We start from the raw sequence: 24,344 nt of genomic DNA, 5'->3' as shown, positions 1-24,344 counted from the left end.
ATGAATGCCATAAAGAAAACAGCCATTGTTTGTAGTCTGTTTAGTGCACTGTTAACAGGGTGTACTGCGCACTCCCCCGCGCCGGTATCAAGTGTTAATAAAGACTACACGACTATCAAACGTGGCAGTTATCGTGGCAGTTTTTACGAAGTTCAGAAGGGCGATACGCTTTACTTTATAGCTTATATCACAGATAAGAATGTAAACGACCTTATCCGTTACAATAGTCTACAAAGCCCATATACCATACATCCGGGTCAAAAACTGAAACTTTGGCGTCCGGCTTATCAGGCTCCTGCCTATGGCGGGAGCGGAGCCGGAAAAGCGGCAGCCGTTGCCGCAACTGGCGCAGCAGCTGTTGCTACCTCCTCCGTAGCAAAAGCGGCCTCAACTCCTTCCGCGGGATCTTCAGCATCCGCAGCAAACAAACCCAGATCAAAAAATTCATCATCGACTCAAAATATTGCCAAGAAGACGGTTGATCCAAAAGGATCAAAAGAGTATCTTGGTCGTAAACAAAATGTTAAAAAAAGTTTAAGCCAATCTAAACCAAAGAACATAAAGGTAAAAGAGTGGCTTTGGCCAACCAAAGGGAGAGTCATAAAGAAATTCTCTGCTGGAGACCAGGGAAACCGCGGGATTGACATCGCAGGGCAGCGGGGTCAGGCCGTCGTCTCGACAGCAGGTGGTACCGTGGTTTATTCCGGAAATGCACTTCGTGGCTACGGTAATTTAATAATTGTAAAACACAATGATAACTATCTAAGTGCATATGCCCACAATGACAGTTTGCTAGTTGCCGAAGGTCAAAGTGTAAAAGCAGGACAGAGAATCGCCACCATGGGCAGCTCTGGTACAAGCAGGGTTAAGTTACATTTTGAAATTCGTTATCAGGGTAAGTCAGTGAATCCGAAACGCTACTTACCATAGATTGACTAAAGAGTATTTCAATGACATTCAGTAGTAGATGATGTCTTGCTAGCTCGCCAGGGGGAGGCGCTATGAGTATGAGCAATACAGTAACTAAAACCGAAGAATTTGATATCGCAGATGTATCCTTAGATACACTGGATAACGAACTCGTCCAACAGTCTCAGGAAAATACCGAAACCAAAGAAGAGTTTGATGCGAGCACCAAAAGCTTAGACGCAACTCAGCTATATCTTGGCGAAATCGGTTTTTCACCACTACTTACTGCTGAAGAAGAAGTTCTTTATGCACGCCGTGCCCTAAGAGGGGATGAAGCCGCGCGTAAAAGAATGATTGAGAGTAACCTTCGTCTGGTCGTTAAAATTTCCCGCCGATACAGCAATCGCGGACTGGCCCTTTTAGACCTGATTGAAGAAGGTAACCTTGGACTGATTCGCGCAGTTGAGAAGTTTGATCCTGAAAGAGGCTTCCGTTTCTCTACTTACGCCACATGGTGGATTCGTCAGACGATTGAACGTGCGCTGATGAACCAGACCCGTACTATCCGTCTGCCAATACATGTCGTTAAAGAGCTGAATATCTATCTGCGTACCGCTCGTGAGCTGTCTCAGAAGCTGGATCATGAACCAACAGCTGAAGATATTGCAGAGACTCTGGATAAGCCTGTAAGTGATGTAAGTAAGATGCTTCGCCTGAATGAGCGTGTCAGCTCTGTTGATACACCAATCGGTGGTGACGGCGAGAAGGCTCTGCTGGATATTATTCCTGATGTAAACCATTCTGATCCGGAAGTTTCCACTCAGGATGACGATATTAAGAGCTCGCTGATTGGCTGGCTGGATGAACTAAATCCTAAGCAGAAAGAAGTTCTGGCAAGACGCTTTGGCCTGCTTGGTTATGAACCATCAACTCTGGAAGAAGTGGGCCGTGAGATAAGCCTGACCCGTGAAAGAGTTCGTCAGATTCAGGTTGAAGGTCTGCGCAGACTAAGAGAAATTCTGATGAAGCAGGGACTGAACATGGAATCTCTGTTTGATGTAGAGCAAATATAAAATTCACAACAATGTCAGTAGTGAAATAAAGAAGGGGCCGAATGGCCCCTTTCTTTTACAGTAGCTTTTTAAGACGGTAAAGCTCTTCCAGAGCCTGCCTTGGCGTCATATCGTCAGGGTTAATACCCGCCAGCGCCTCTTCCACCTCACTTGGTTCAGGAATAAGACTCAGTTGATTGGCAATATCCACATCGGCTTTTTCGGACACAGAAGGCTCATGCCCCAACTGCTCCAGTTGTTTTAACTTTCCACGGGCATTTTTAATTACAGCCTTAGGAACACCCGCCAGTCCGGCAACCGCCAGGCCGTATGATTTGCTTGCCGCGCCTTCCTGTACGGCATGCATAAAGGCGATACTGTCGCCGTGTTCAACCGCGTCCAGATGGACATTGGCAAGGTGACTCAGCTGGTTTGGCAGCTCTGTCAGCTCAAAGTAGTGAGTGGCAAACAGAGTCATGGAACCAATCTGGTTAGCCAGCCATTCAGCACTTGCCCAGGCCAGCGACAGGCCGTCATAGGTGCTGGTACCCCGGCCGATCTCATCCATAAGCACCAGACTGTGCGGTGTGGCGTTATGAAGAATATTGGCTGTTTCTGTCATTTCCACCATAAATGTGGAACGGCCGGAAGCCAGATCATCCGAAGCACCGATACGGGTAAAGATTCTGTCCAGAGAGCCGATAGTGGCTTCTTCTGCAGGCACATAGGAGCCGATATGGGCAAGCAGCGCAATCAGGGCTGTCTGACGCATATAGGTGGACTTACCGCCCATATTCGGACCCGTGATGATTAACATCTTACGCTGCGGATGAAGTTCGATAGGGTTAGCAATAAACGGTTCATCCATCACCTGCTCCACCACGGGGTGACGGCCACTCTGAATGTGAATCCCCACTTCTTCGTTAAGAGAAGGGCGGCAGTAGTCCAGAGTTTCGGCTCTTTCAGCGAGGTTCTGAAGAACATCGATCTGAGAAACCGCTGAAGCCAGGTTCTGCATCTGCTCAAGGTGTGGCAGCAGAAGGTCAAACAGCTGTTCCCAAAGCTGCTTCTCAAGAGCCAGCGCTTTAGACTTGGAGTTCAGTACCTTATCTTCATGCTCTTTCAGCTCAGGAATAATATAGCGCTCAGCATTTTTCAGTGTCTGACGGCGGATATAGTGTGGTGGCACCAGATGACTCTGGCCACGGCTTACCTGAATATAAAAGCCGTGAACATTGTTATAACCCACTTTCAGCGTATCAATGCCATGGCGGTCACGCTCATCCGCTTCCAGCTGTGTCAGATATTCGGTCGCCCCATCAGCCAGTTTTCGCCACTCATCAAGTTCTGCGTTGTAGCCCTCTGCAATCACTCCGCCATCGCGGATAACAACCGGCGGGTTTTCTTTAATGGCTGTTTCAAGAAGCTCGCAGGTTGCATCCATGGGAGCGGCGAATTTTGCCAGCTTTTGCAGATATGGATTTTCCAGCGAAGTAAGCACAGACTCAAGTTCCGGCAGTTGCTGCATGGCATGTCTTAGCCTTGCCATATCACGCGGCCTTGCAGAACGAAGCGCAAGCCTTGCTAAAATTCGTTCAATATCGCCGATCTGCTTTAATACAGGTTTTAAATCCTGGAAAAGGCTCTGATCTTTTAGCTCAGTAATGGCATCCAGTCTGTGGTTTAGCGTGTTACGGCAGCGCATTGGCTGGTGCAGCCAGCGTTTCAGCATTCGGCTGCCCATGGCTGTGGCGCTGTGATCCAGAACTTCTGCCAGCGTATTGTCTGTGCCACCGGAGAGGTTTTGAGTGATTTCCAGGTTTCGGCGGGTCGCTGCATCCAGAATCACAGAATCATCCTGGCTGTCAAAGACCAGCGAACGGATATGAGGCAGGGCAGTACGCTGGGTATCTTTTACATACTGAATAAGACAACCTGCTGCGCAAAGACCCAGCTTAGCGTTTTCAACACCAAAACCAACCAAATCACGGGTGCCAAACTGGTTATTAAGCTGCTGTTTAGCGGTCTCAAGCTCAAACTCCCAGACCGGTCGACGGCGGTTACCGTTCCGGCTGGACATCAGGTCAACCGGCTCAAAGTCTTCCGGGAAAAGCAGCTCTTTCGGAGAAGTGCGTTGCAGCTCTGCCAGCATGGCTTCTTCAGATTGAGGCTCGCTGAGCATAAAGCGCCCGGAGGTCAGATCCAGAGTCGCATAACCAAACTTACCTTTCTCGTGGTAAATAGCGGCGACCAGGTTATCCAGTCTTTCAGAAAGCAGTGCTTCGTCGGTCACTGTGCCCGGTGTAACAATGCGGACAACCTTTCGTTCCACCGGACCTTTGCTGGTGGCAGGATCGCCGATTTGTTCACAGATAGCGACAGATTCACCAAGTTGTACCAGTTTCGCAAGATAGCCTTCAACGGCATGGAAAGGCACACCCGCCATGGGGATAGGTTCACCGGCGGAAGCGCCTCTTTTTGTCAGAGAAATATCTAAAAGCTGGGATGCTTTTTTTGCGTCATCATAGAAAAGCTCATAGAAATCACCCATGCGATAAAACAGCAGAATATCCGGATTTTCTGCCTTCAGCTTCAGATATTGTTGCATCATAGGGGTATGAGTTTGTGTCGCTTTCGCCATGTTGACCTTTTATTTCTTTAACTTGACTTAATTGCAGCTTAGGATACGTGAATAGAATTAACTGGCAAGGCTAATTAAGGATTTCTTACCGTGGATAAACTAAAAAAATTAAGTGAAGAAATCGGGCTGTTTTTACAGCAGGAAAAACAGATACTGGTATCAGCCGAATCCTGTACAGGAGGCGGTATCGCCAGCGCAGTCACAGATATCTCAGGCAGCTCAGTCTGGTTTGACCGGGCGTTTATTACCTACAGCAATGATGCAAAAATGGAGATGCTGGGGGTAAACGCCAAAACGCTGACAATGAACGGAGCCGTAAGTCAGCCTGTTGTTGCTGAAATGGCCTTTGGTGCTCTGAAAAACTCAAATGGCACTGTCTCTGTAGCGGTCAGCGGTATCGCTGGTCCAACCGGCGGTACAGAAGATAAACCGGTGGGCACAGTATGGTTCGCCTGGCGCTATCTGGACAAGGAATACCAGGAGTGTTGCCTGTTCGAAGGGGATAGGGCTGAGGTCAGGTATCAGGCGTGTGTGCATGCGCTTGAAGGGGTGATTAAGGTTATTAAAGGGTAAACTTTCAGTAATAAAGGCGCGGAAAATCGATTGAGCAACCGCGCTTTTATTCGTGTTTGGCCTGTTATACCAATCCCAGTAATTAGCTTAGTACTTATCCGGAACGTGCTGCTGTTCTTCAATCGGTGCCCGGATATAGCCTTCTTTTTTAATTTCCGGCAGTTCAACGATTGGGTGAACAACTTCGCCATAATCCACTGAAGAGAGCAGGTGACTGATGCAGTTCAGGCGTGCTCTTTTCTTGTCATCGGATGGCACCACCCACCAGGGGGACTGCTTGGTGTCGGTATACTTAAACATCTGATCCTTCGCCTCTGAATACTCCTTCCAGCGGCTGCGCGACTCCAGATCCATCATACTGAACTTCCAGCGTTTCATCGGCGTATGGATACGTTCCAGAAAACGTTTTTCCTGCTCTTCATCTGAAACCGAAAACCAGTATTTAAGTACAATAATGCCTGAGCGGATCAGCATTCGTTCGAATTCAGGGCAGGAGCGGAGAAACTCTTCATACTCACGGTCACTACAAAAACCCATCACCTTTTCAACACCGGCGCGGTTGTACCAACTGCGGTCAAACAGCACGATTTCACCGGCTGACGGCAGGTGAGCCACATAACGCTGAAAATACCACTGAGTCTTTTCTCTTTCAGTCGGTGCCGGAAGTGCTGCTACCCGGCAGACACGAGGGTTAAGTTTTTCTGTAATTCGCTTAATCACGCCACCCTTACCGGCTGCGTCGCGTCCTTCGAAAATCACTACGATTTTCAGACCTTCCTGAACCACCCACTCCTGAAGCTTAACCAGTTCGACCTGAAGATTAGTCAGTTCTTTCATGTACGTACTTTTGTCTAGCTTTCCCATAATCAGTCCACTTAATGTTAATTATGTATATACATTATAGAACAGTATAAAAAGAATAATTGTGAGGAATCAGGGAATTGCTGGGATTGGTATCATTACTCAGCTTGTTGGCAGGCTATGACCATGAATAAACAAAGCCCCGAACAATGTCCGGGGCTTTTACTTGGGCTTGACTGTTTTACTTTATAACTGATTGGCGTGCGTTTATCGCTTTATTTTGTCCAACCTACCGGTACCAGTTATCCGGTTACCGGCATCAATACACCTGTTGAGCGCAGGTTTATTAAATTACTTATTCAGGTCGTCAGCGTGTTCAGACAGGAATGCTGCTACACCTTTTGGCGTTGCGTCCATACCTGCTTTACCTTCTTCCCACTGAGCCGGGCAAACTTCACCGTTCTTCTGGTGGAAGTTCAGAGCGTCAACCATACGCAGCATCTCATCGATGTTACGGCCAAGAGGAAGATCGTTAACTACCTGATGACGAACAAGACCATCTTCGTCAATTAGGAAAGATGCACGGAATGCAACACCGTCAGTTGGGTGCTCGATGCCGTACGCCTGACATACTTCGTGTTTTACGTCTGCAACAAGTGGATATTTCACTTCACCGATACCGCCGTCTTCTACAGCAGTGTTACGCCATGCGTTGTGAGAGAACTGAGAGTCGATAGATACGCCGATTACTTCAGCGCCTTTTTCCTGGAATTCCTGGAAACGCTTATCGAATGCGATTAGCTCAGATGGACAAACGAATGTGAAGTCTAGTGGGTAAAAGAATACAACCGCTTTTTTACCTTTAGTGAATTCTGCGAAGTTGAAGTTATCTACGATTTCACCGTTACCCAGCACAGCTGCAGATGTAAAGTCCGGTGCTTGACGACCAACTAGTACCATTGTTTTAGCTCCTGATTTAGAAATATTTATCAAACCTTTGTGGTTTGGTTCCGTGTTTCGACAAGGAAACTATAGTACAAAAATCAGGATGTAAAAAAGCGAATTAAATAGATTGATTTAATCGAAAAAATCGATAAATTAACTTTTAGACCTATTGAGTAAATTAACAGCGAATATAGACAGTTAATATGAATAAGTGGCCAAGTTTAAAGCAATTGCACTATCTCATTACTCTGTACGAGACCCGGCACTTTAGCGAAGCAGCACAGAAGTGCTTTGTCAGCCAGTCGACTTTGAGTAAAGGTATACAGAATCTGGAAGAAATGATCGGCTGTCCCTTATATGAGAAAAAGGATAAAAAAAGCCCTCTGGTGTTCACCATGGCCGGAGAAAAAGTGGTTTCTCAGGGACGGGAATTACTGGCAAAGGGGCAGGATCTGATTGAGCTTGGCAAACTTTGTCAGGGCGGAACCATGCAGGGGCAGCTTAAAGTTGGCTGCATTCCTACCATTGCGCCTTTCCTGCTTTGTGATTTGGTACAGGAAGTGAACCAGCGTTTCCCTGAGCTGGATCTTCTTCTGCGGGAAGACACTACCGCAAACCTGCTTGAAGCTCTGAAAAATGGTGAGATGGATGTGCTGATCCTGGCACTGCCCATTGATATCGGCCCTATGCATAGTCAGGTTGTTGGACAGGATGCCTTTAAAATGGTGATAAGCCGGGATCAGGCAAACACCATCCGCGTGCCTATCCGCTATGATGATCTGCCGGACGAGTATGTCTTCCTGCTGGAGAACGAGCACTGTCTTACCGAGCATGCGGTTTCTGCCTGTAAGCTGACGGAAAAAGAAAAGATAAACCCGTTCACCGCAACCAGTCTTCATACTCTGGTGCAGATGGTGGCAAATGGTCTGGGCACCACCTTTATTCCGCAAATGGCGATTGAGCACGGCATCCTGGAGAACCAGAATCTGGTGATTGTGGATCCGCCGGGCCAGCAGGCATACCGGGATATCGGGCTGGTCTGGAGACCAAGTTCTTCGCGTTATGAGACGTTTGAGCAGCTGGCGGAAGTGGTTTCTGAGTTGTTGTAGTTTAATAACCTGCTGATTATAAAGAGGAACTCGTTCCCATGCTCCCGCGTGGGAATGCATACCTGAGTTTAAGGGGGCGTAACAGTACACATTTCCTCGCCCCATTTGCTGCATACACAATGGACATTGATCATGAACGAGCAAACAATTAGAAGACACCTGCATCGAACATGAATTACTAATAAGTGCAGAACGTATATCTTGGGTTATATTTGGTGTTTTTGAGTCCGGTATGCAATGGCATGGACTCCCTCACCTTCGTCGAAAATATCGGCTAAGGTAAGAGTGTCAACTAAAAAGGAGCCCATGCCATGAACAAGAATATCACTATTTCTATCGACCTTGCTAAGACTGTTATTCAAGTTGCGATAATTAATAAGCACGGAAAGCTTTCATCTAATCAAAAAGTATCTCAATCAAAGTTAATTTCAATGGTGGCTAAGCACCCCAAAGCTGTTATTTGTATGGAAGCTTGTGCAACGGCTCATTATTGGGGTCGAAAGTTCCAGCAGGCAGGACATCAAGTCTTACTCGTGCCTGCTCAGATCGCCGCTAAGTATCGCTCGGGAAATAAAAATGATCCCAATGATGCTTTGGCTATTTATGAAGCCAGTCAGCGGACAGATATTCATTTCGTTCCGGTTAAAACTGTTGAACAGCAAGATCTTGCCTGCTTACTAAGACTGCGGGAAGGTTATATTAAGCAACGAACACAGCTTGCTAACCGTATCCGGGGGCTTGCGATGGAATATGGCATCAAATTTCCCATAGGAATCAATTCGCTCAGAAAACAGCTACCGTTTGAGTTGGAAAATGCTGAAAATGAATTAACCCATGCTGCTCGGTTTATTCTAAATAATCTTAAAGAACAGTTGCTCGCGCTTGATACCCAAATTGATGATGCCACTCAAGCTCTTACCAATCAGGCAAAACAAAATGAAGATTGTAAGCTTTTAGCCTCGTTACCGGGTATTTCATGGATTTCAGGCAGTGCTTTGTATGCCAGGTTAGGAAATGCATCGGCTTATAAGTGTGGTAGGGATGCAAGCGCAAGCATTGGATTAGTGCCTGCTCATACAGGAAGTGGAGGTAGAAATATCAACCTTGGCATTACTAAGCGAGGAGATCGTTATCTCAGAGCTCTTGTCGTTCATGGTGCCCGAGCTGTAGTTAGTCATGTCAAAGATAAAACTGATCCACTTAGTCAGTGGATACGCTCTCTGTTAGAGAGAAACCATGTGAATAAAGTCGTTATTGCTCTAGCGAATAAGATAGTCAGGATGGCGTGTGCCATATTGAAATCAAAACAGCCTTACCAGCTTAAGTTAGCTTAACTGAAATAAGGTAAAGCTGAATTTGGAGCAAACGACAAACCAGCGTAATAGCAAGTAATTAAGATAAAGTGTTAGCACAGCACACAAGGCAAACTCTGTGTGGGAATGAGGCAATAAATGCCTGGACTGCGATTAGAAGCCTTGTTAGTGGATTTAGCCATAAAGGTTCGGGGTAGCGCCCCATGATGAAACCGAATATACGTGCACTTGCATAAACTCTTATTATCTTAAACCACTTGTGTTACAGGGGGAGTCCATATACATTCCCACGCTGGAGCGTGGGAACGAGGGTTTTACATTAATTTTTCTTTAACTTCAAACGCATAGCATGCAACACAGGCTCAGTGTAGCCACTTGGCTGCGCACGGCCTTCAAACACCAGCTCACAGGCTGCACTGAAGGCGATACTGGCTTCAAAGTCCGCTGCCATGGCGGTGTAATTGGGGTCACCTTTATTCTGCTTATCAACAATCGCCGCCATACGCTTCATAGTTTCCATTACCTGCGCTTTAGAGCAGATGCCATGATGCAGCCAGTTGGCAATATGCTGGCTGGATATTCGCAGTGTCGCTCTGTCTTCCATCAGCCCTGTGTTATTAATATCCGGCACTTTTGAACAACCGACACCCTGATCCACCCAGCGGACCACATAGCCCAGAATGCCCTGACAGTTGTTATCCAGCTCCTTCTGAATATCCTCGTCAGTCAGCTTTTGATCACCCAGCAGCGGAATAGTCAGAATATCATCCACCGACGCACAGGTCCGGCTGCGTAGCTCTTCCTGTCTGTTTTTCACATTGACCTGATGGTAATGCAGCGCGTGCAGAGTGGCCGCTGTTGGTGAAGGTACCCAGGCGGTATTGGCTCCGGCCAGCGGGTGAGCGATTTTCGCCTCCATCATCTTCGCCATATTATCCGGTTCCGGCCACATACCTTTGCCTATCTGTGCTTTGCCCGCCAGGCCACAGGCCAGCCCTAAATCCACATTCTGATCTTCGTAAGCGCCAATCCAGGTCATGGTTTTTAGCTGCCCTTTAGGGGCAAAAGGCCCGGCTTCCATACTGGTGTGAATTTCATCGCCGGTACGGTCAAGAAATCCGGTATTGATAAAGACCACGCGCTCCTTCGCCGCCCGGATACACTCCCTGAGATTAACTGAAGTTCTGCGCTCCTCATCCATAATGCCGACTTTGATAGTATTGGGCTCAAGATCCAGCACCTGCTCAATTCTGCCAAACAGCTCTGTGGTAAAGGCGACTTCTTCCGGGCCGTGCATTTTCGGTTTTACAATATTAATGCTGGCCGCGCTGGAGTTACGAAATTCGCTGTCGCCCTTGAGATCATGGACTGCAATCAGTGAAGTGATCATGCCATCCATAATACCTTCAGGGATCTCATTCCCGCCAGCGTCAAGAATTGCCGGGGTGGTCATCAGGTGGCCTACATTACGGATAAACAGCATACTGCGGCCTTTAAGTGAGATTTCACCGCCATTGATACTGGTGTAGCTGCGATCCGGGCTCATCTTACGGGTGACAAGTTTGCCGCCTTTTTCGAAGGTGTCCTGCAGGCTGCCTTTCATCAGCCCAAGCCAGTTCTGATAGGCAAGCGCCTTATCCTCACCATCAACCGCCGCAACTGAGTCCTCGCAATCCATAATGGTGGTCAGCGCGGCTTCAATCACAATATCCTTGATACCGGCTGCGTCCTGCCGACCAATCGGCACTCCGGGATCTATCTGTATTTCCAGGTGCAGATTGTTGTGCTTTAACAAAATGGCTGTTGGCTGCTCTTTGCGTCCCCGGTAGCCCGCAAGTTGAGTGTTATCAAGCAGCGTTACCTGCTCACCATTGGACAAAACGGCGTTAAGCGTACTGCCTATGGAGTAGCTTTGAGTCTCCTTGTGCGAAGCGCCGTTTAAAGGTGCCACGCTGTCAAGAAACTCACGGGCGAAGGCGATAACTTTACCGCCACGCACCGGATTGTAACTGCTGCCTCTTTCGGCTCCGTCGGCTTCACTGATGGCGTCAGTACCGTAAAGCGCATCGTACAGGCTTCCCCAGCGGGCATTGGCTGCGTTTAAGGCAAAACGGGCATTCATAATAGGAACCACAAGCTGGGGGCCGGCCTGAGTTGCTATTTCTGGCTCAACATTTTCAGTGGTGATCCGGAAGTCATCCTCTTCAGGCACCAGATAGCCGATTTCCTGAAGGAAGGCTTTGTATTCAGCCCGGTCAAAGGCTTTTCCTGAGCGCTCCCTGTGCCAGCTGTCAATCTGCTGCTGCAGATCCTCGCGCTTTTGCAGCAGCGCCTGATTTTTCGGGGTGAGATCATTCAGAATCTTTTCAAAGGATCGCCAGAAGTCTTCGGCACTGATGCCGGTTCCCGGAATGATTTGATCATTAACTAGTGAGTAAAGGGTGTTATCTATCTGTAAGCCACCCTGCTGAGTTCTGCCTTGCATAGGATCTCCCTGGAAGTGTTTCCACCTATAGTATGAAAAAATTCTAAGGAGTTCCCGAAGATTTAGCTAATTGATAGTGGTTATAGTCAGTATTTATTTACTAAATAAAGGTTATTAGGCTGCGCTATCAATCTCTGTTGCAACTTCTTTAATCAGCCTCCTCATCCACTGATGACCGGGGTTACTTTGTAAAAGCGGGCTCCAGGCCATTTTCACTTCCAGCAAATTAATATTAAACGGTGGTTTGGTAACAATCAGGTCCGGGTTGTGCTTCTGAGTATGCGCTACTTTGCTTGGAATGGTCAGAATCAGATTTTTCTGCTGAGCAAATAACACCGCCGACAGGTAGTGGCGGGTAAAGACGGAGATGTCGCGGGTTTTACCGATTCGCATCAGTGCGCTGTCTACCCAGCCCAGCTTCTGAATATCACCTGGATTAACGCCAACGCCGGTTCCCATTCCGGTTTTATTTACCCAGACATGCTGCGCCTGAAGATAGGTGTCCAGATTAAAGTTTTCTGCAATGGGGTTATCGCGGCTGAATACGCAGGAAAAGGTATCGTGCCAGAGAGTCGTCTGATGAAACGATTGAGGAATAGTGTCAAAGCGGTTGATGACCAAATCAATCAGACCCTGCTCAACGTCCTGATAGTTCACATCACTGGGCGTCATAATATCCAGGCGAATATTAGGGGCCTGTGTGCTCAGCCTTTCCAGAAGCGGAACGATAAGTGTCGCCTCCGAATAATCACTGACCATAATGCGAAATACCCGGTCGCTTTCCAGTGCATTAAATTCTGAAGCTGGCTGAACCGCTTTTTCCACATTCGCCAGCGCATTTCTGATCAGCGGCTGAAGTTTTAGTGCCCGTTCAGTGGGAACCATGCCTTCATTGGTTCTGACCAGAAGAGGATCGTTAAACAGATCCCTCAGTCTTTTCAGCGCATTACTCATTGCAGGCTGGCTGACACCAAGCTGATCCGCCGAGCGGGTGACATTTCGCTCCCTTAACAGGACGTCCAGATATACCAGTAGATTGAGGTCGACTCTATGAACATTCATAAAATGAATACCGAACATACAGGTTATAAATTGGTTAAATTTTGTCACAAATGTATAAACTTTGTCCGTGACACAGGTTTTGTAACCGATGGGTTCTGACCAACAAATTTACACTGACGTCGAGGGAATGATCATGTCAACTATCATCAAAGACATCGCAACAATCACCGCAGCCAGAGAAGCGGCAAGTGGTACCTGGGATGCCATTAATCCTGAATCAGCAGCCCGTATGCGAGCTCAGAACAGATTTAAAACCGGACTGGAAATTGCCCAGTATACTGCCGACATTATGCGCGCAGATATGGCCGCCTATGACGAAGATAAGTCGAAATACACTCAGTCTTTAGGTTGCTGGCATGGCTTTGTGGGGCAGCAGAAAATGATCTCCATTAAAAAGCATTTTGGTGGCAAAACCGACGGTCGTTACCTGTATCTTTCCGGCTGGATGATTGCGGCCCTCCGCTCTGAGTTCGGCCCCCTGCCGGATCAGTCAATGCATGAAAAAAACTCAGTTCCGGCGCTGATTGAAGAGCTTTACACCTTCCTTCGTCAGGCAGATGCCCGTGAACTGGGCGGACTGTTCCGTCAGCTGGACGCTGCCCGTAAGTCAGATGATGTGAAAGCCCAGCAGGCAATTCAGGATCAAATCGATAACCATGTGACTCACGTTGTGCCCATTATTGCTGATATTGATGCCGGCTTTGGTAATGCAGAAGCAACCTATCTTCTGGCTAAGAAGATGATTGAAGCGGGTGCCTGTGCTATCCAGATAGAAAACCAGGTGGCAGATGAGAAGCAGTGCGGACACCAGGATGGTAAAGTAACGGTTCCTCACGCTGATTTTCACGCAAAACTCCGGGCTGTCCGCTATGCCTTCCTTGAGCTTGGCATCGACAACGGCATTATCGTTGCCCGGACTGACTCCTTAGGCGCAGGCCTGACAAAAGAGATCGCTGCAGTAAAAGAGCCCGGCGATCAAGGCGATATCTACAACTCCTTCCTTGATGTTGAAGAGGTGGCGGCAGAAGATCTGAAGCAGGGCGATGTTTGTTTCCAGAAACAGGGCAAACTGGTTCGTCCTAAGCGCCTTCCTTCCGGCTTATATGAGTTCCGCAAAGGCACCGGTGAAGAGCGCTGCGTATTTGACTGTATCGAAGCGATTAATGCAGGGGCTGATCTGCTCTGGATCGAAACCGAGAAACCTCATATCGGTCAGATTGGCGGCATGATGAACGAAATTAAGAAAGTTCATCCCAATGCCAAGCTGGCTTATAACAACTCACCTTCCTTTAACTGGACACTGAACTTCCGTCAGCAGGCTTATGATGCCATGGTAGAAGCGGGGCAGGATGTATCGGCATACGAGCGCGCGAATCTGATGAGCATTGAATATGATGATACAGAACTGGCGAAGAGCGCTGATGAGAAAATCCGTACCTTCCAGGCTGATGCCGCGCGTGAAGCAGGTATCTTCCATCACCTGATCACGCTTCCGACTTATCACACCACGGCTCTGTCTACCGATAACCTGGCCAGGGAATACTTCGGTGAACAGGGAATGCTGGGTTATGTACTGAATGTACAACGTCAGGAAATCCGCCAGGGTATCGCCTGTGTGAAACACCAGAATATGTCTGGTTCAGATATTGGTGATGATCATAAAGAGTACTTTGCCGGTGAGAACGCACTGAAAGCGGCGGGTGAGGCAAATACTTCGCATCAGTTTGACTGATAACTTTGGCGGACATCCCGTTCCGGAACAGGGCGAGATGTATCTCAGAGCGGCCACAGAGCCGCTCGTTTTTTTAGGAGGTCTTTACAATTTAATTAAGGCAGATCAGAATTCGTCAAAATCTTCGGCTTCAAACTCCTCAAAATCTGGCTCTTCCGGTTCAACCTCTTCCTGAAGCTCAAGAAGGTGAATCGCAATGGTGACAAAGTCACTGTCGGTAATAATTCCAACCAGCTTTCCGCTATTCACAACCGGTAAACAGCCCACTTTATGTTTCTGCATATAAGTCGCGCTCTCTTTCAGTCCTGCCTGTGGAGAGACAGTCATGACGTTTTTGCGCATTGCTACTTCAAGTGGGGTGGTTAAGGTATGTGATTTTTCGTCGGGGATTTTCTGCAGACTGGATTCCTGTGCGGCTAAGACATCTCTTTGCGTGACCACACCTAAAAGATGCTGATCCGTATCAATGACCGGAATATGCCGGATATCGTGTTCATCCATCAGATGTTTCGCGTCGGATAATGAATGTGATCGCAGTAGGGTATGAGGGCTGCGAGTCATCATGTCTTCAACTTTGATCATCTCGACCTCCTGTTAGCTTTTTATTTTTTTCCTTTGCCTTTATTAACTATAGGGTTATTTAACGCTCATATCTGAGAGGTGTTCCATTTTTTTGGCCGAATTGCGTTCTTTATCGGTAATTATTTGATTTATATGGTTGAGAACCTCACTTGGTGGCTAAATTTTGCTCGTTCCCACGAGGGGCGAGGAGTCTGACTCTTATACACAAATATTAAAGTGATCAGAGAACGGTTCTCCCCCTTGAGTGAAAAAGCTTAACTGGTTGATAAAGCTAATAGAAGGGGGAGTTAGAGGGGGTTGGTTATGCCATGCATGGTTAAACCACCAAAATTTAAGCTCATGAGAAACAACCCCTCCCAGCCTCCCCTTCGATGTTACTTTTTCGAAAACCCGGCCTTTCGAGGCTAAGGGGAGGAGCATTCTTTGGCTTCTTAAACTTGTGTATAAGAGTCAGGGCGAGGAGTTTGTGCACAGAAGTAGCTAAAAGCCCGGTGATTGTGGAGTAAAACCTATTTTTCAGGGAAGAAAAATTGGAGCGTACATGGATGTACTCGCAGCGTTTTTACGGAGCAATCACCGGGCTTTTAGCGGCACGGGCAAACAAACTCTCAGCGCCCAAAACCTTTATCACCCAAAATCCTTGCTATTGACCGCCCGACGCCTATACTACCCCACTGCCAAAATTTTAGTTAAATAACCGTAGACCAGGACAATGCAAGTATCCGATTTTCACTTTGACTTACCAGATGAGCTGATAGCTCGATACCCAAAAGCAGAGCGCACGGCCAGCCGCCTGCTACAACTTGACGGACCGTCTGGAGCAGTAACCGATCGTACATTTAAAGATGTACTGGATCTGGTTGAAGAGGGAGATCTGCTTATCTTTAACAACACCCGTGTTATTCCGGCCCGTCTGTTTGGCCGTAAGGCAAGTGGTGGCAAGATAGAAGTCCTGGTAGAGCGTATGCTGGATGAGCACTCGGTGCTGGCACACGTGCGTGCTTCTAAATCCCCTAAGCCAGGCACTGATCTGCTGCTTGGTGAAGAAGACCAGTATGAAGCTGAAATGGTAGCAAGACACGACGCTCTGTTTGAAATCCGCTTCAAATCAGACAAGCCGGTTCTGGATATCCTGAACGATGTCGGCCATATGCCGCTTCCGCCTTATATCGACCGTCCCGATGAAGACGCAGATAAAGAGCGCTACCAGACCGTTTACAACGAAAAACCGGGCGCAGTTGCCGCACCAACAGCAGGCCTGCATTTTGATGATGAACTGCTGGAAAAAATCCAGCAGAAAGGCGCAGAGTTTGCCTACGTTACTCTGCACGTCGGCGCAGGCACATTCCAGCCGGTTCGTGTAGATAACATCAACGACCACCACATGCATGCTGAGTACGTAGAAGTGACTCAGGAAGTGGTCGATTCAATCAAAGCAACCAAAGCACGCGGCGGCAGAGTTATCGCGGTGGGCACCACTTCAGTACGCTCGTTAGAAAGCGCAGCACAAAGCGCTCTGAAAAACGGCACTGAGCTGGTACCGTTTTTCGATGACACAGAAATTTTCATCTACCCTGGTTACGAATACCAGCTGGTGGACTGCCTGATCACCAACTTCCACCTGCCGGAATCCACACTGATTATGCTGGTCAGTGCGTTTGCAGGGTATGAGAACGTGATGAAGGCGTATGAGCATGCGGTTAAGAATGAATATCGGTTCTTTAGTTATGGGGATGCGATGTTTGTTAGTAAAAGGGCCCTGGGTTGCTAGGCCCTGGGCCCTGGGTACTCTTTGGTTGCTTTACCTTTTGTAATCAAAGATGCCCATTCTTCTAGCAAGAATATATTTGCGTAAATTTTCTGTTATTTGAGTAAAAATGCTCAGACAACAATGGGTTCTTGGCTGTAATGTCCCAGGGCCCAATTACCCAGGGCCCAGGGCCGAAAATCCCAGGGCCTAAAAATACCGTCAGACTGTTTCTCTGGCACATTGGAGGCTTCGTGAAATACGAACTATTTAAAAAACAAGGTAACGCACGTCGTGGTCAGCTAACGTTTGACCGTGGCACGGTTCAGACTCCGGCATTTATGCCTGTTGGTACTTACGGTACCGTTAAAGGTATGACGCCTGAAGAAGTGAAAGGCACGGGTGCTGAAATCCTGCTTGGTAATACTTTCCACCTGTGGCTTCGCCCTGGTCAGGAAATTATGAAAATGCACGGTGACCTGCATGACTTTATGAACTGGCAGGGTCCTATTCTGACCGATTCAGGCGGTTTTCAGGTATTCAGTCTGGGCGATATCCGCAAGATCACCGAAGAAGGCGTGCATTTCCGTAACCCGGTAAATGGCGACAAGATCTTTATGGACGCAGAAAAGTCCATGGAGATTCAGAAAGACCTTGGCTCTGATATCGTCATGATTTTCGATGAGTGTACTCCGTACCCTGCGACGCATGACGAAGCGAAGAAATCCATGGAGATGTCTCTTCGCTGGGCTCAGCGCAGCCGTGACCACTTCAACAAGCTGGAAAACCCAAATGCACTGTTTGGTATTGTTCAGGGTGGTGTTTACGAAGATCTGCGTGACGTATCTGTAAAAGGCCTGACTGATATCGGCTTTGATGGTTACGCTGTTGGTGGCCTGGCAGTTGGTGAGCCGAAGGAAGATATGCACCGCGTACTTGAGCACACCTGTCCGCAGCTACCGGAAGATAAGCCTCGTTACCTGATGGGGGTTGGTAAGCCGGAAGACCTTGTGGAAGGTGTTCGCCGTGGTATCGATATGTTCGACTGCGTAATGCCGACCCGAAATGCACGTAACGGACATCTTTTTGTCACAGGTGGTGTGATAAAAATCCGTAACGCGAAACACAAAACGGATACTGGCCCGCTGGATCCGGAATGTGATTGTTACACCTGTCAGAACTACTCGAAGTCTTATCTTCACCATCTTGACCGTTGTAATGAAATCTTAGGTGCACGTCTTAATACTATCCATAACTTGCGCTATTATCAGCGTCTGATGGAAAGCATTCGTAAGGCGATTGATGAAGATCGCTTCGATGAGTTTGTACAAGAGTTCTATGCTCGTCGTGACCGCGAAGTGCCACCTTTAAATAAGTAATGGTGATAGGCTTAATCTGAATTATCGCTTCATTTAGAGATCCAGATCTAACTTGAGCACATTCAGATAGAACAATCACAGATATTCCGGGCGTTCGGACCTTGAAAACATATACTGATCGCCCAATAGAATATTGGAATTAGAATTTTAATTAATAGAGGACGTTTTCGAATGAACTTTTTCATTTCCCAAGCGCACGCAGCCGCTGAAGGTGCACCACAGGGTGGTGGTTTTGAAATGATTATCATGCTTGGTATGTTTGCGGTGATTTTCTACTTTATGATTTACCGCCCGCAAAATAAGCGTGTTAAAGAGCACAAAGCACTGATGGCTTCCATGTCAAAAGGTGATGAGGTTCTGACTAGTGGTGGTCTTGTTGGCAAGATCGCAAAGATTGCTGAAGACAACGACTACATCGTAATTGCCCTGAATGACAACAATGAAGTAACTATCAAGAAAGATTACGTTACAGCAGTGCTGCCAAAGGGTACGCTTAAATCTCTATAATCCGGCTTAAGGGTCCTCACTGTGCTGAACCGTTATCCATTATGGAAGTATCTGATGGTGATTTTCGCAATCCTCGTCAGTGCGCTTTACGCCCTTCCTAATATCTACGGTGAAGATCCGGCTATTCAAATTACAGGGGCGCGTGGCGCCTCTGTTGATTTGGCAACGCTGGATACTGTCACCAAAGCTCTTGATGAAAAGAGCCTGTCTCATAAATCCGCTGCACTGGAAAACGGATCAATCCTAGTTCGTTTCAATGATACTGATACTCAGATCAGTGCCCGCGATATTATCAACGAAGCCCTTGGCAAAGACGCCGTTGTTGCTTTGAACCTTGCTGCTTCTACTCCTGACTGGCTGGAATCTATCGGTGCTGCACCGATGAAACTGGGTCTGGACCTGCGTGGTGGTGTTCACTTCCTGATGGAAGTTGACATGGACGCTGCAATGGAAAAGCTGCTTAACCAGCAGGAAGATGCATTCCGTAGTGAACTTCGTGAAGAGAAGATTCGTTACCGTGCGATTCGTAAGCAAGGTAATCAGGCTGTTGAGGTTGTACTGCGTAGCGCAGAAGACCTGGCGAAAGCTAAGCAGACCCTGGCGACAAAACACCAGGATATGCTGATTGTTGAGTCAGACGTTGAAGGTAAGTATTCACTTACTGCTACCTACAATGAAACTCGTCTGGCTGAAGTTCGTAACTATGCTGTAGAGCAGAACATCACCATCCTTCGTAACCGTGTAAACGAGCTGGGTGTGGCTGAGCCGCTGGTTCAGCGTCAGGGCGCAAGCCGTATTGTGGTTGAGCTTCCTGGTGTTCAGGACACAGCTCGTGCAAAAGAGATCCTTGGTGCGACGGCAACGCTTGAATTCCGCGAAGTGGATGACAAAGCTGACCTTGCAGCAGCGGCCAGTGGCCGTGTTCCGGCAGGCAGTGAACTGAAGTATGACCGCGATGGTCGTCCGGTTGTGCTGAAGAAGCGCGTTATTCTTGGCGGTGCAAGCATTACAGATGCAAGTTCCAGCAATGATGAATATGGCCGCCCTCAGGTAAATATCTCGCTGGACAGCGAAGGTGGCAGCAAGATGTCGGCGTTCTCTAAAAAGAACGTTGGTAAGCTGATGGCGACAGTATTTGCAGAGTACAAAGACAGCGGACGTAAGACATCTGAAGGTAAAGTTATTCTGGATAAGCACGAAGAAGTGATTAACCAGGCAACTATTCAGACTGCTCTTGGCCGTAACTTCCGTATTACTGGTATCGACTCTCCGGCTGAAGCACACAACCTTGCACTGCTTCTTCGTGCAGGTGCGCTGATTGCTCCGATTTCTATTGTTGAGGAGCGTACAATCGGTCCTTCAATGGGGCAGCAGAATATCGATATGGGTATTCAGGCGTGTCTCTGGGGCATGATTGCCGTAATGCTGTTTACTGCGGTTTACTACCGTAAGTTTGGTCTGTTCGCCAATATGGCGCTGTTTGCCAACCTGATTCTGATTATCGGTATTATGTCTATGATTCCGGGCGCGACAATGACGCTGCCGGGTATTGCAGGTATCGTTCTGACAGTCGGTATGGCGGTGGATGCCAACGTACTGATATTTGAACGTATCCGAGAAGAGCTGCGTGAAGGTAAGAACCCTCAGCAGGCAATTCATCAGGGTTATGCAAACGCCTTCAGTACCATTGCCGATGCGAACATTACCACACTGATCACTGCGATTATTCTGTTTGCAGTGGGTACAGGTGCGATTAAAGGTTTCGCGGTAACTCTGTCTATCGGTATTCTGACCTCTATGTTTACAGCTATTGTAGGTACACGTTGTGTCGTGAACTTCCTGTATGGCGGTAAGCGCATTAAGAAACTGTCGATCTAAGGAAAAGTGATGTTTCAGATATTGAAATCAGACAAAACGATCGACTTTATGCGTTGGTCGAAAGTGACGTTCCTCTTCTCTATATTGATGATTGGTGCGTCTATTGCCACTCTGTCCACTAAGTGGATGAACTGGGGCCTGGACTTTACCGGCGGTACTCTGATCGAAGTTGGCTTTGAGCAACCTGCTGATCTGGAAAAAATCCGTACTTCTCTGGAAGCAAAGGGTTTTGGTGATGCAACGGTTCAGAACTTTGGTAGTGCGCGTGAAGTAATGGTTCGTCTGCGCCCTCGTGAAGATGCGAAGGGTGAAAAACTGGGTAACCAGATCCTGGATGCTCTGAAAGAAGGTACGGGTGAACAGGTAGAGATGCGCCGTATTGAGTTCGTTGGTCCAAACGTGGGTGACGAGCTGACGGAAGCGGGTGGTCTTGCGATCATTGCTTCTCTTATCTGTATCTTGTTCTACGTTTCAATGCGATTTGAGTGGCGTCTTGCAGCAGGTGCGGTACTGGCACTGGCGCACGACGTTATTATCACGCTTGGCGTATTTTCGTTCCTGCAGATTGAAGTTGACCTGACTATCGTAGCGGCGCTACTGACGGTTGTTGGTTACTCGCTGAACGATACCATTGTTGTATTTGACCGTATCCGTGAAAACTTCCGCAAGATGCGTAAAGGTGAACCTGCTGACGTAATGAACAGCTCGGTTTCTCAGACACTGAGCCGTACATTAATCACCTCGTTAACCACGCTGTTCGTTGTTATCGCACTATTTACTAAAGGTGGTGCAAACATCCACGGATTCGCAACAGCATTGCTGCTGGGTATCATGGTAGGTACTTACTCTTCTATCTACGTTGCTTCGGCATTGGCTCTGAAACTGGGTATCCAGCGCGAGCACCTGATGCCACCGCAGATTGAGAAGGAAGGGGCGGAGTTTGATGAGATGCCGTAAGGGCGATAGCCCTTGCGTTCATTAGTAAATGATTAAAACCGTGGCTTTTGCTGCGGTTTTTTGTTTGGGGGCTGGGCCCTGGGATCGGGCTGCGCCCTACTGGGCCCTGGGAAGGAGTTTGTGTTTCCCCCAGGGCCTAGAAGTGAGCGAAGCGAACGTCCCAGGGCCCAGGGTCCAAAAACAAAAAAAAGCCCCCACCAACCACCCGGGTCGATAGGGGCCTATCCAATCTCAGCTGTGACGGGCTGTGAAATCAGATTATTTTAGAATCGCTTCGTTAGCGTTTTCGCGTACGTGCTTAAGAATTGCTTTAGTACCGCGTGCGCTTGATGCAACTATGTTGCCAGACTGCATGTAGCTTGTGCCGCCTGCGAAGTCTGTCAGGATTGCGCCTGCTTCACGTGCGATTAGTTCACCTGCTGCCATGTCCCATGGTTTCAGGCCTAGCTCGAAGAAACCGTCTACGCGGCCGGCAGCCAGGTAGCAAAGGTCAAGAGCGGCAGAACCGGTGCGACGGAAGTCAGCGCAGTCTACAAACAGAGAAGAAACGATTTTCAGGTAAGACTCAGAGTGTTGCTTTTGCTTGAACGGGAAGCCTGTTGCAAGTACAGCGCCCTGAAGGTCTTTAAGCTGGTTTACACGGATACGTGCGTTGTTTAGTTGTGCGCCGCTACCACGCTGAGCTGTGAATAGCTCGTTTAGCATTGGGTCGTACACACAAGCAACCTCAGTTTTGCCATTCAGGCGAACTGCGATTGATACAGAAAAATGAGGGAAACCTTTTACAAAGTTAGTAGTGCCATCCAGAGGGTCAATGATCCACTGCGCGTCTTTATCTTTACCTTCGATAAGACCAGATTCTTCGGCAACAATGCAGTGCTCAGGGTAAGAGCTCTTGATTGTATCGATGATCATTGCTTCGGCTTCTTTGTCTACGTTAGTAACAAAGTCGTTAGTGCCTTTCTGAGATGATTGAATTTTCTCAGCGTTTTCTAGAGATTTGGCAATATGGTTGCCTGCTTTTCGTGCAGCACGAATAGCAATATTCAGCATAGGATGCATATATTTATACCCAACGGATGTTAAAGAACAGAAAGCGGCGGGGAGTATACCAAAGTTTTTTGAAATTGGAAGTGGTTATTTTTTGCTCTCTGATGCCGTCATTCCGGCGAAGGCGGGAATCTTCTTAAAGCGCGTTGTAGAGTATATAAATATCATTAATAGAGTTTCACCCATTAAGGTTATTCATACACCATCCCCGAGTGTGCTACTATTCCGCTCTCAAATTCACAGGCATTCAGGCAGAATAAAACATGTTAGATAAGGTAAAGATCATCCTCGTTGGCACTTCTCATTCGGGTAATATCGGCTCTGCCGCAAGGGCAATGAAAGTGATGGGGCTGAGTAACCTTGTGTTGGTTTCGCCTGAGTGTGAGGTTGATGAGCAGGCACTGGCGCTGGCTGCCGGGGCGGGTGATATCGCTCAGAATGCGACGATTGTGGATACGCTGGATGAAGCGATTGCAGATTGTGGCTTGGTGGTAGGCTCCAGTGCGCGTTCCAGAACGCTGGAGTGGCCAATGCTTGAGCCGCGTGAATGTGGCGAGAAGTTTGCTGTTGAAGGTGAAGAGTATCCGGTGGCGCTGATATTTGGCCGTGAACGAACCGGGCTGACCAACGAAGAGCTGCAGAAGTGCCACTTCCATGTCTGTATTCCTGCTAACCCTGAGTACAGTTCTTTGAACCTGGCGATGGCGGTTCAGACGCTCTCTTATGAGATTCGGGTTGCGCATCTGAACAAGTTAGACAGCGAGCATCCAAAGCAAGAAATATCCTATCCACGTCACAAAGAACTGGAGATGTTCTACGAACATCTTGAAAAAGTGATCACTGATACCCAGTTTATATCGCATGACAAACCTAATCAGGTGATGAATAAACTGCGCCGCCTGTTTAGCCGTGCCCGTCCTGAGGTTCAGGAAATCAATACCTTGAGAGGGATTTTGACTTCTGTTGAGAAATCTATCAAAGAGAAGTAAAAACCATCTTGTGATAAAGGTTAAATACCTGACTATTTTGGTCAAATAAATACTTGACCAACTTGGTCAGGTATGGAAAACTTCCTTGTAAATAGGTTGTCATAGGTATATGCGTTATGAGACTTACATCGAAAGGAAGATATGCAGTTACAGCTATGCTGGACGTTGCACTTCACTCGGAAAAGAACCCGGTGCCGCTTGCCGATATTTCGGAAAGACAGGGGATTTCTCTCTCTTATCTTGAGCAGCTTTTTTCTAAGCTGAGAAAAGCGGGACTGGTTGCGAGTGTGCGTGGTCCGGGTGGCGGTTATAAATTAGGTGCCAGTGCGTACCAGATCTCTGTCGGAACAATTATTGCGGCAGTAGATGAATCTGTTGATGCAACACGTTGTGCAGGTAAAGGTGATTGTTGTGGTGACACCCGCTGTCTGACTCACACCTTATGGCGTGACCTGAGTGACAGAATCAGCAGTTTCCTGAACAACATCACCCTTGGTGAGTTGATGAACGATAACGAAGTTCTTGAAATCTCTGAGCACAGGGATGTTAAGTTTGGCGTCAACAATAACTATAAAGCAACGGGCACAAACTCTGCTACAGCAGGTGTCCGCTCTTAATTCAGCGGCAATTTTA

20 protein-coding genes are annotated in these 24,344 nt (G+C 47.8%); 13 read left to right on the top strand and 7 right to left on the bottom strand.

Annotated features, from left to right (window positions below):
* Together L3Q72_RS12120 and rpoS are read left to right on the top strand one after the other, a co-directional pair.
* On the top strand, positions 1 to 930 hold the full coding sequence (locus L3Q72_RS12120; protein WP_275130206.1) for a peptidoglycan DD-metalloendopeptidase family protein: 930 nt from the start codon (positions 1 to 3) through the stop codon (positions 928 to 930).
* A 71-nt stretch (positions 931 to 1,001) separates the two neighbouring features.
* A complete protein-coding gene (gene rpoS / locus L3Q72_RS12115) occupies positions 1,002 to 1,982 on the top strand; it encodes an RNA polymerase sigma factor RpoS (RefSeq protein ID WP_275130205.1) in 981 nt (326 codons plus the stop codon).
* Between the two features lie 55 nt (positions 1,983 to 2,037).
* Here rpoS and mutS read toward each other — a convergent pair whose 3' ends face one another.
* Positions 2,038 to 4,602, bottom strand: coding sequence for a DNA mismatch repair protein MutS (mutS, locus tag L3Q72_RS12110; RefSeq protein ID WP_275130204.1), 2,565 nt, complete (start codon positions 4,600 to 4,602; stop codon positions 2,038 to 2,040).
* A 90-nt stretch (positions 4,603 to 4,692) separates the two neighbouring features.
* Here mutS and L3Q72_RS12105 point away from each other — a divergent pair, with 90 nt between their 5' ends.
* Entirely contained in the window at positions 4,693 to 5,175 is a 483-nt protein-coding gene (locus tag L3Q72_RS12105) for a nicotinamide-nucleotide amidohydrolase family protein (protein WP_275130203.1), read from the top strand.
* Positions 5,176 to 5,262: 87 nt separating this feature from the next.
* Here L3Q72_RS12105 and ppk2 read toward each other — a convergent pair whose 3' ends face one another.
* Positions 5,263 to 6,039 (bottom strand): polyphosphate kinase 2, encoded by a 777-nt coding sequence (gene ppk2, locus L3Q72_RS12100; RefSeq protein WP_275130202.1) that lies wholly within the window; start codon positions 6,037 to 6,039, stop codon positions 5,263 to 5,265.
* 288 nt (positions 6,040 to 6,327) lie between these two features.
* A complete protein-coding gene (locus L3Q72_RS12095; protein WP_275130201.1) occupies positions 6,328 to 6,936 on the bottom strand; it encodes a peroxiredoxin C in 609 nt (202 codons plus the stop codon).
* Positions 6,937 to 7,124: 188 nt separating this feature from the next.
* Between L3Q72_RS12095 and L3Q72_RS12090 the strand changes: the two genes are divergently transcribed.
* Entirely contained in the window at positions 7,125 to 8,030 is a 906-nt protein-coding gene (locus L3Q72_RS12090) for a hydrogen peroxide-inducible genes activator (protein WP_275130200.1), read from the top strand.
* Between the two features lie 311 nt (positions 8,031 to 8,341).
* Entirely contained in the window at positions 8,342 to 9,364 is a 1,023-nt protein-coding gene (locus L3Q72_RS12085; protein WP_275129409.1) for an IS110 family transposase, read from the top strand.
* 298 nt (positions 9,365 to 9,662) lie between these two features.
* On the opposite strand, the gene L3Q72_RS12080 is transcribed toward L3Q72_RS12085, so the two are convergent.
* On the bottom strand, positions 9,663 to 11,828 hold the full coding sequence (locus tag L3Q72_RS12080) for a malate synthase G (protein ID WP_275130199.1): 2,166 nt from the start codon (positions 11,826 to 11,828) through the stop codon (positions 9,663 to 9,665).
* Positions 11,829 to 11,942: 114 nt separating this feature from the next.
* Positions 11,943 to 12,890, bottom strand: a complete 948-nt coding sequence (locus tag L3Q72_RS12075) for a LysR family transcriptional regulator (protein ID WP_275130198.1) — start codon at positions 12,888 to 12,890, stop codon at positions 11,943 to 11,945.
* A gap of 133 nt (positions 12,891 to 13,023) precedes the next feature.
* Here L3Q72_RS12075 and L3Q72_RS12070 point away from each other — a divergent pair, with 133 nt between their 5' ends.
* A complete protein-coding gene (locus L3Q72_RS12070) occupies positions 13,024 to 14,622 on the top strand; it encodes an isocitrate lyase (protein WP_275130197.1) in 1,599 nt (532 codons plus the stop codon).
* Positions 14,623 to 14,727: 105 nt separating this feature from the next.
* Here L3Q72_RS12070 and L3Q72_RS12065 read toward each other — a convergent pair whose 3' ends face one another.
* Positions 14,728 to 15,204 (bottom strand): CBS domain-containing protein, encoded by a 477-nt coding sequence (locus tag L3Q72_RS12065; RefSeq protein ID WP_275130196.1) that lies wholly within the window; start codon positions 15,202 to 15,204, stop codon positions 14,728 to 14,730.
* A 712-nt stretch (positions 15,205 to 15,916) separates the two neighbouring features.
* Between L3Q72_RS12065 and queA the strand changes: the two genes are divergently transcribed.
* The 5 genes from queA (at position 15,917) to secF (ending at position 21,672) form a co-directional block, all read left to right on the top strand.
* Entirely contained in the window at positions 15,917 to 16,975 is a 1,059-nt protein-coding gene (gene queA, locus L3Q72_RS12060; RefSeq protein ID WP_275130195.1) for a tRNA preQ1(34) S-adenosylmethionine ribosyltransferase-isomerase QueA, read from the top strand.
* Positions 16,976 to 17,205: 230 nt separating this feature from the next.
* On the top strand, positions 17,206 to 18,330 hold the full coding sequence (gene tgt / locus L3Q72_RS12055; protein ID WP_275130194.1) for a tRNA guanosine(34) transglycosylase Tgt: 1,125 nt from the start codon (positions 17,206 to 17,208) through the stop codon (positions 18,328 to 18,330).
* A 171-nt stretch (positions 18,331 to 18,501) separates the two neighbouring features.
* Positions 18,502 to 18,837, top strand: coding sequence for a preprotein translocase subunit YajC (gene yajC, locus L3Q72_RS12050; protein WP_275130193.1), 336 nt, complete (start codon positions 18,502 to 18,504; stop codon positions 18,835 to 18,837).
* A gap of 21 nt (positions 18,838 to 18,858) precedes the next feature.
* Positions 18,859 to 20,715, top strand: coding sequence for a protein translocase subunit SecD (gene secD, locus L3Q72_RS12045; RefSeq protein WP_275130192.1), 1,857 nt, complete (start codon positions 18,859 to 18,861; stop codon positions 20,713 to 20,715).
* Positions 20,716 to 20,724: 9 nt separating this feature from the next.
* The gene (gene secF, locus L3Q72_RS12040) at positions 20,725 to 21,672 is read left to right on the top strand and encodes a protein translocase subunit SecF (protein WP_275130191.1); all 948 of its coding nucleotides are present in this window, start codon (positions 20,725 to 20,727) and stop codon (positions 21,670 to 21,672) included.
* Between the two features lie 258 nt (positions 21,673 to 21,930).
* Here the strand turns inward: secF and suhB are convergent, their stop codons facing one another.
* Positions 21,931 to 22,734 (bottom strand): inositol-1-monophosphatase, encoded by an 804-nt coding sequence (gene suhB / locus L3Q72_RS12035; RefSeq protein ID WP_275130190.1) that lies wholly within the window; start codon positions 22,732 to 22,734, stop codon positions 21,931 to 21,933.
* 251 nt (positions 22,735 to 22,985) lie between these two features.
* Here suhB and trmJ point away from each other — a divergent pair, with 251 nt between their 5' ends.
* Positions 22,986 to 23,711 (top strand): tRNA (cytosine(32)/uridine(32)-2'-O)-methyltransferase TrmJ, encoded by a 726-nt coding sequence (gene trmJ, locus L3Q72_RS12030; RefSeq protein WP_275130189.1) that lies wholly within the window; start codon positions 22,986 to 22,988, stop codon positions 23,709 to 23,711.
* 116 nt (positions 23,712 to 23,827) lie between these two features.
* Positions 23,828 to 24,328: a Fe-S cluster assembly transcriptional regulator IscR gene (iscR, locus tag L3Q72_RS12025; RefSeq protein ID WP_275130188.1), complete on the top strand. Its 501-nt coding sequence runs from the start codon at positions 23,828 to 23,830 to the stop codon at positions 24,326 to 24,328.
* Positions 24,329 to 24,344 lie beyond the last annotated feature (16 nt).

The sequence above is a fragment of the Vibrio sp. JC009 genome (genome assembly GCF_029016485.1).
Classification (GTDB): Bacteria; Pseudomonadota; Gammaproteobacteria; order Enterobacterales; family Vibrionaceae; genus Vibrio.
Note: the sequence above shows the minus strand (reverse complement) of the source record. Positions and strands in the feature narration are given on the sequence as shown.